This is a genomic window from Roseovarius pacificus, assembly GCF_900142665.1.
GTDB lineage: Bacteria > Pseudomonadota > Alphaproteobacteria > Rhodobacterales > Rhodobacteraceae > Roseovarius > Roseovarius pacificus.
Window position 1 is genome coordinate 36,466 of the sequence record NZ_FRBR01000022.1, and the last position, 7,915, is coordinate 44,380.

At 59.4% G+C, this 7,915-nt stretch carries 7 protein-coding genes; 1 reads left to right on the forward strand and 6 read right to left on the reverse strand.

The annotated features are described in order from the left end of the window. Positions 1-17: 17 nt before the first annotated feature. The 5 genes from BUB53_RS20530 to BUB53_RS20550 form a co-directional block, all read right to left on the reverse strand. Positions 18-995 (reverse strand): ABC transporter ATP-binding protein, encoded by a 978-nt coding sequence (locus BUB53_RS20530; protein ID WP_073037694.1) that lies wholly within the window; start codon positions 993-995, stop codon positions 18-20. Then, complete coding sequence (locus BUB53_RS20535) at positions 992-2,044, reverse strand: ABC transporter ATP-binding protein (RefSeq protein ID WP_073037697.1); 1,053 nt, start codon at positions 2,042-2,044, stop codon at positions 992-994. The genes BUB53_RS20530 and BUB53_RS20535 overlap by 4 nt, the downstream gene beginning before the upstream one ends. A gap of 4 nt (positions 2,045-2,048) precedes the next feature. Beyond that, positions 2,049-2,933, reverse strand: a complete 885-nt coding sequence (locus tag BUB53_RS20540; protein WP_073037699.1) for an ABC transporter permease — start codon at positions 2,931-2,933, stop codon at positions 2,049-2,051. A 33-nt stretch (positions 2,934-2,966) separates the two neighbouring features. After that, positions 2,967-3,908, reverse strand: coding sequence for an ABC transporter permease (locus BUB53_RS20545; protein WP_073037701.1), 942 nt, complete (start codon positions 3,906-3,908; stop codon positions 2,967-2,969). 64 nt (positions 3,909-3,972) lie between these two features. Continuing rightward, positions 3,973-5,586: an ABC transporter substrate-binding protein gene (locus tag BUB53_RS20550; RefSeq protein WP_200797831.1), complete on the reverse strand. Its 1,614-nt coding sequence runs from the start codon at positions 5,584-5,586 to the stop codon at positions 3,973-3,975. A 260-nt stretch (positions 5,587-5,846) separates the two neighbouring features. Between BUB53_RS20550 and BUB53_RS20555 the strand changes: the two genes are divergently transcribed. Next, positions 5,847-6,398, forward strand: coding sequence for a cupin domain-containing protein (locus BUB53_RS20555; protein WP_073037705.1), 552 nt, complete (start codon positions 5,847-5,849; stop codon positions 6,396-6,398). Positions 6,399-6,407: 9 nt separating this feature from the next. On the opposite strand, the gene BUB53_RS20560 is transcribed toward BUB53_RS20555, so the two are convergent. Continuing rightward, positions 6,408-7,826 carry an amidase gene (locus BUB53_RS20560; protein ID WP_073037707.1) on the reverse strand — a complete coding sequence of 473 codons (1,419 nt, stop codon included), beginning with the start codon at positions 7,824-7,826 and terminating at the stop codon, positions 6,408-6,410. Positions 7,827-7,915 lie beyond the last annotated feature (89 nt).

Sequence of the window (7,915 nt, forward strand, 5' to 3'; positions counted from 1 at the left end):
GTCTCCGGCAAGATAGGTCAGCGAAGATGGCACGCGGCCATGTGCCCCGGCGCGACCTCGCGCAGCTCGGGCTCTTCCTTGAAGCAACGATCCACAGCAAAGGGGCAGCGGGTATTGAAGTTGCATCCCGTGGGCGGCTTCATCGGGCTTGGCACATCTCCCTTCAGCACTTTGCGCGACTTGCGCTTGCGCGGATCGGGAATGGGAACGGAGTCGAGCAAGGCCTCGGTATAAGGGTGCTGAGGTGAGCGGAACAGGCTTTGCTTGTCCGTGATCTCGACCAGCTTGCCCAGATACATCACGCCGATCCGGTGGCTGATATGCTGCACGATGGCCAGATCGTGGGCGATGAACAGATAAGACAGGCCCAGTTCCTCTTGCAGGTCCATCATCAGGTTCACCACCTGCGCCTGCACGGATACGTCCAGCGCCGAAACGGGTTCGTCGGCGATGATGATCTCGGGATTGAGCGCAAGCGCCCGCGCGATCCCCAACCTCTGGCGTTGCCCGCCCGAAAATTCATAGGGGAAGCGATGCATCGCATCCTGGCGCAACCCGACCCGCGCAAACAGGTCAGCCACCTTTTCGCGCCGTTCGGTTGGCGACAGATTTCCATAGTTGCCCAGGGGTTCGCCAACGATATCCCCTGCCCGCAGTCTTTGATTGAGTGACGCATAGGGGTCCTGAAAGATGACCTGCATCTGCTGACGATACGGGTGCATCTCCCGGCGCGAGATATGGGTGATATCCTTGCCTTTCAGTAAAATCTGCCCGCTGGTCGGGTCTTCCAGACGCAGGATCGCCTTGCCCGTTGTGGACTTGCCACAACCTGACTCCCCGACAATCCCAAGGGTTTCCCCCGCATTCACCGAGAACGAAACGCCATCCACCGCATAAACGCGCGCCTGCTCGCGGTTGCGCAGCCCGCCCCGGATCGGGAAATGCTTGGTCAGGTTCTTGACTTCAAGAAGAGGAGGCTCTGATTTCACTGTCATAGGGTCCAGTCCGGCAGGTTTGCGCTTTCCCAGCACGCGGCAAGATGGTCGGGCTTCTTGGGCTCAAGGGCGGGGTATTCCGCGCGGCAACGGTCCGTCGCGAAGGCGCAACGCTCGGCAAAGGTGCAGCCCTTCGGAAGGTTGGTCAGGGCCGGAACGATACCGGGGATTTCCGACAGCCGCTCCTGGCGTGCTTCCGAAAAATCCGTCGTCAGCCGCGGGACCGAGCGCATCAACCCCCGCGTATACGGGTGCTGCGGGCGTTCGAAGATTTCAGCAACGTCCGCCTCTTCCACCTTGCGCCCGGCATACATCACCAGAACCCGGTCGGCCATTTCCGCGACTACGCCCAGATCGTGCGTAATCAGGATGATCGCGGTTTTCAGCTTGTCGCGGATTTCCTCCATCAGAGCCAGAATCTGCGCCTGAATGGTCACGTCCAGCGCCGTGGTCGGCTCGTCCGCGATCAGCACCGAAGGGTTGCAGGACAGCGCCATGGCAATCATCACCCGCTGCCGCATGCCCCCCGACAATTGATGGGGGTATTCCTTGAGACGGCGGCGCGGTTCGGGGATATGCACGAGGTCCAGCATTTCGGCCGCATGGTCCATCGCCTGTTTCTGGGACAAGCCCTGATGCAGCATGATCGCCTCGGTCAACTGATCCCCGATGCTCAGCACCGGGTTGAGCGACGACATCGGGTCCTGAAAGATCATCGAGATTTCGTTACCGCGCACACGGCGCATCTCTTCTTCGCTGGCCTGCAACAGATCGCTGCCCTTGAACATGATCCGACCCGAGGCAAACCGCGCAGGCGGGCGCGGCAAAAGCTGCATGACCGATAGCGAGGTGATGGATTTGCCGCACCCGGATTCCCCCACCACGCTCAGGATTTCACCTGGCCGGACCGAGAAACTCAGCCCGTCGACGGCCTTCACGACGCCATCGCGCGTGTCGAAATATGTGCGCAGGTCTTCCACCTGAAGCACGGGGTCCGCTCCGGCATCCGCGGAGGGGCCGCGATCCAGAAGGGCGGTGTCTTCGGTCATCTTCTCAGACCCTCCTTTGCATGCGGGGATCGAGCGAGTCACGCAAACCATCCCCAAACGTGTTGATCGCGAAAACCGTCAGCGCCAGAAACGCCCCCGGATACAGGATGATCCCGACAGACTGGAAAAAGAACATGCGTCCCTCAGCCATGATGTTGCCCCAACTCGGGATTTCAGGTGGCGTGCCCGCGCCGACAAAGCTCAGATAAGCCTCGAAAATCACAGCCTGTGCACAGATGTAGGTGGCCTGCACGATCAGCGGCGGAATGGTGTTGGGCAGGATGTGCCGGATCAGGATACGTGGCGTCGAGGTACCACAGGCAATCGCGGCCTGCACATAAAGCTGATCGCGCAGCATCAGGACGACCGAACGCACCAGCCGTACCACACGCGGAATCTCGGGAATGGTCAGGGCCAGGATTACGTTGGGCACGCTGCTTCCCCAAAGCGCCACGAGGGCGATGGCCAGCAGGATCGAGGGAATGGACATCAGCGCATCCATGAGGCGCATGATCACCGCATCGACACGGCGCACGAACCCGGACACCAACCCTATGGCCAAACCGAAAATCGTGGCCATGGCAGCAACGGTCAGCCCGACCACCAGCGAAACCTGTCCGCCATGCAACACGCGGCTGAACAGGTCCCGCCCATACATATCGGTTCCGAACAGCGCCTCGGGAGACGGCGATTGCAGGCGGTCACGCGGGGATTGCTGCATCGGGTCGGGCAAGCCCAGCCACGGCGCCAGAAACGCAAGCCCGGCCATCAACAACAGGACAGCCACACCGAACAGCATCGTCGGATTGCGTTTGAAGGATTCCGCGACCACCCGCGCGCGATGCTTCAGGCGCGCGCCGAATGACAGGTCTTGCACATGCAAACTCATGGGTTTGTATCCTTGGACTTCTGGCTGACCGGCTCAGTACCGGATGCGCGGATCGAACAGCACGTAGCTCAGGTCGATCAGCAGGTTCAGCAGGACATAGGTAAAGGAAAACACGAGGATAACGCCCTGAATCACGGGATAATCGGTGCGCAAAACCGCATCGACCGTCAGTCGTCCAAGGCCGGGAATGGCGAAAACGCTTTCGGTCACGACTACACCACCGATCAGCAGGGCAACACCCAGGCCGATCGTCGTGCTGATCGGCACCATCGCGTTCTTGAGCGCATGTTTGACCAGAACCTTGCGCGTCGCCAGCCCCTTGGCATAAGCGGTGCGCACATAGTCCTCGTTCAGAACTTCCAGCATCGTGGCGCGCGTCATGCGCGCGATCAGCGCCATATAGACCGCCCCGAGCGTCAACGCAGGCAAGGTGATGTGAGACAGGAACCCCGGAACGCTTTCGAGGATGCTGGTATATCCCTGCACCGGGAACCAGCCGAGCGTGCGTGAACCTCCGAGGATCAACAGATACCCGATCACGAAAACCGGGACGGAAAATCCGAAAACCGCCAGCGTCATGACCGCACGGTCGATCCACGTTCCGACTTTCCATGCCGCGATGACGCCAAGCGGAATCGCCATGGTGATGGCAATCAGCATGGTGCACAGCGTCAGCATCAGCGTTGGCTCCAGCCGTTGTCCGATCAGCTTGGTCACCGGCAGTCCGGAATAGATGGACTGGCCCATGTCCCCTTGCAGCAGGTTGATCAGCCAACTCCCGAACTGGATATAAAGCGGATCGTTCAGGCCCAGTTGTTCGCGGATTTTCAGAATCTGCTCTTCCGTGGCGAAATCCCCGGCGATGATTGCCGCCGGATCGCCTGGGCTGAGGTGCAGCAGCATAAAGACAAACACCGCCACGATCGCCATGATCGGGATGGTCGCGACAAGTCGACGGATGATATATGCGTACATACCCGGCTCACCTTGTTGACTGGACGGCAGCGCGCACGGCGCGCGCTGCCTGATCAAACGACGATTACTCGACCGAGATGTTCCAGAAGAACGGAACCGGAGCCTCCAGAACTCCGCTCACGTTATCGCGGAAGGCCGTCGGCTGATAGTACTGCCCGGTCGGGATATAGGGCACGAAATCATAAAGTTCGGCCTGCAACTCCTCGATAATCTCCATCTGCTTCGCAGCATCTGTTTCCTTGGCGAAGGCATTGCGCAGATCTTCGATCTTCTGGTTTTCAGGCCAACCGAACCAGGCATTGTCACCCGAGGCCGCGACCGAGATATTGGTCACGGGGTTCAGCTGGTCGGCGGCCAGCCACCATGTCGGGAAGATGTTCCAGCCACCTTCCTCGGGCGCCTCACGAACGGCCCGGCGCGACGTCATCGTGGCCCAGTCCATCGCGACCAGCTTCACATTCATGCCAATCTCGCGCAGCGCCTGTGCCGTCACCAGCGACTGCCCATGCGCCACCGGAATATCCGTCGGATCGAGGATCAGCACCTCACGCCCGTCATAGCCGGACTCCGCCAACAGGGCTTTGGCCTTTTCGATATCCTTTTCGCGCAGCGCTTCGCTTCCGATATCGGTTTCATACGGGCCACCGCACATGAAATAGGCACCGCAGAACTCCTCGAAATAGGCCGGGTCGCCCATGATCGAGTACATGTAGTCGGCCTGTTGCACGGCCCAAAGCGCGGCCTGACGAGCCTGTTTATTGTCGAACGGCGGATACTTGAAATTGAAGCGGATAACGCCTTGCGTGCCAAGCGGGTCGACTGTTTCGACCTTGATCGACGAGTCCGACTGGATCATCGGCAACAGATCGACAGCGGGCTGCTCGTAATAATCGACCTCACCTGCCAGCAAGGCCTGACTTGCCGTCGCCGCATCGGGGATATAGCGCCACTCGACACGATCCACATTGGCCACCTTGCCACCCGCGGCATAGCTTGCAGGCTCTTCACGCGGCACATACTCGTCGAATTTTTCATAAACCACCTGGTTGCCCGGCTGCCATTCGTCGGCAACGAATTTGAACGGTCCCGAACCGATGATTTCCTCGACCTGCGCATTGGGGTCGGTTTCCGCCAGACGCTTGGGCATGATGAACGGCACGTTGGACGAAATCTTGCCAAGCGACTGTAAAACAAGGCCGTAAGGTTCCGCCAGTGTCAGAACGACAGTCTTGTCATCCGCAGCCTCAAGGCTGGCCGTCACGCGCATCAGTTTCTGGCCCATGCCGTCGCGTGCGCCCCAACGCTTGAGCGATGCAACAACATCTTCGGCGGTCACGGACGATCCGTCATGGAAGGTCAGCCCATCGCGCAGCGTGATCGTATAGGTCAGCCCGTCCTCACTGACGTCGTGACCCGCAGCCATCTGCGGCTGAACTTCGAGATTTTCATCCAGTGCGAACAGCGTGTCGAACACCAGATATCCGTGGTTTCGCGTGATATAGGCCGTCGTCCAGATCGGGTCGACATTGCGCAGGTCTGCATGCGGTACAATCTTCAGCACGGATTCTGCAGTGGCCGGCGCAGAGACCGCCATCAATCCCGCAACGGCAATGGGCGCGGACAGCACGGCATGACGTGCAGATTTCTTCAATACACCTGCAAATGCGTTCATAGGCATTTGTGACTCCCTGAGTTTGCATCGCGGCGGAGCAGCAAAAGCGCAATCTCCACCGCTGGCTTTTATTCGTTTTCATGGTCACACTGCGAAACAGCTGACACGGATCAGCGTAAGCTCAGGTGGCCAGTTCATGCAAGTATCTTGCATGCACTTACCTGCAAGTGGCCGGGTTTGCTTAATTTTAAAGCACAGTTAACAATGGAAACAGTCGGGAAAAGAACGGATAATCACAAATCACAGGTCGGAAAAAGGTTGGGTACATGATCGGAGATCGAATTAAGTCGTTGCGCAGAATCCGAAAGATGACCCTGAAACAACTGGCGGATCTGGCGAAAATCTCAGAAGGGCACATGTCGAAGATCGAAAACGACAAGACCCAGCCATCCGTCGCCGTTCTGCACCGAATCACGCAGGCTCTGGATGTCACCATCGGCCTGCTATTCGATGAAACCAACGGCAAGGAACAAGTTGTCTCGCGCATGGGGGAACGTCCGGTCATTGACCTCGATCCGGTCCGGCGCGGTACCGGAATCTGCCTGGAACGCATCATTCCGCATTCCAAGGATCACATCCTGCAATGCAACATTCATATCATCGAACCGGACGGGTCCAGCGAAGATCATATTCAACATGTGGGCGAAGAAATGGGATATATTCTGGAGGGCGAACTGGAACTGATCCTCGACGATATCGTCTATCATCTTCACGAAAACGATTCCTTTCACTTCAATTCCAGCCGCCGGCATGCCTATCGCAACCCCGGAACGACACGCACGCGCGTGTTATGGGCAAACACGCCTCCGACCTTCTGAAAGGTACAGTCAGGCAACAACGATTTCCGGTGGATTTTTCTGCGGCCAGAACGTTGCCTCGTGATAGAGCGCGGCAATCTCCAGAAGCCGCCGGTCACTTCCTTTCCTGCCGATCAACTGGATGCCCATCGGTAACCCGTTCTCACCGAACCCGGCGGGCATTGCCAGAGCAGGCAGCCCTGCCAGACTGGCGGGCACCATCGCCTCCATCCAGCGGTGATACGTATCCATCCCGACCCCGGCCACCTCTGCGGGCCAACTCCAGTCCATCGGAAACGGCCACACCTGCGCCGTGGGCAAAACCAAGGCATCGTAACTGTCAAAAAGCGCCGCGGCCGCCCGGAACCATCCCGAGCGGGCCACGCTCGCCTTGTGAACATCCACGGCCTTCATCGCAAGGCCACGCTCGATTTCCCAAACGGCATCGGCTTTGATCTGATCCCGCGTTTTCGGATTCTCCAGAAGCGCCGAGAGCTTTGAGGCCATGGTCCAGCTCCGCAAGGTCGTCCAACTCTCCCACAAGGCCTCGCGGCTGTAAGGCGCCGCAACCGGCTCCACCCGGCACCCGAGATCGGCAAGAGACTGGCAGGCGGCCTGACACAGCTCCAGAATGCCGTCATCCATCGGATAGGCTCCTCCCCAATCCCCCAGCCAACCGATCCTGACCCCTGCCGGGTCGATCCCGGCCAGGCCCAGTTCGGGAACGGGCATACCGTGCGGCTGTCGCGGATCGGGGCCCGCCATGACCTTCAGCAACAGCGCAAGATCCTGCGGACTGCGTGCCATGGGGCCTTCCGTCGATATCTGATGCAGGAACGTGTCTGCAACGGGCTCGGCCGGAACAAGCCCCCAACTGGGCCGCATGCCGTAAACGTTGTTCCACCCTGCGGGGTTGCGCAGGCTGCCCATCATGTCCGATCCGTCCGCGATCGAAACCATACGCGCCGCCAAGGCAACCGCCGCGCCACCCGATGACCCGCCACAGGACACGCCGGAATTGTAAGGGTTGCATGTCGCGCCATGCACCGTGTTGAAAGTATGACTGCCAAGGGCAAACTCCGGCGTGTTCGATTTCCCGATCACGATGGCCCCGGCATCGCGCATGCGCGACACGAACAGATCGTCCTTTTCTGCGATCTTGTCCGCAAAAGCCGGGGACCCCATACTTGTCGGGAACCCCTTCGCATTGGCCATGTCCTTCACGCAAACCGGCAAGCCCGCCAAAGCACCACCGCCGGGCGTGACGTCAGCGGCGCGCGCCTCGGCCATCAGTGCATCGCCATCTTTCATCGACACGACAGCGTTCAAAACACCGTTGGTTTTTTCGATCCGTTCCAGTGTCGCGCGCATCAGCTCTTCGGCGCTCATCTGCCCGGCTCCAAGACAGGCGCGTAACTCAACCGCCCCAAGCTCCAGTATCTCGCTCATATCATGTCTCCCTGTTTTTTCAGCGGGTCGCGGGGTTTCTTCTTGCCGAAACATCCCGGGGGGTGAGGGGCGTCCCGGAAACGATCCGG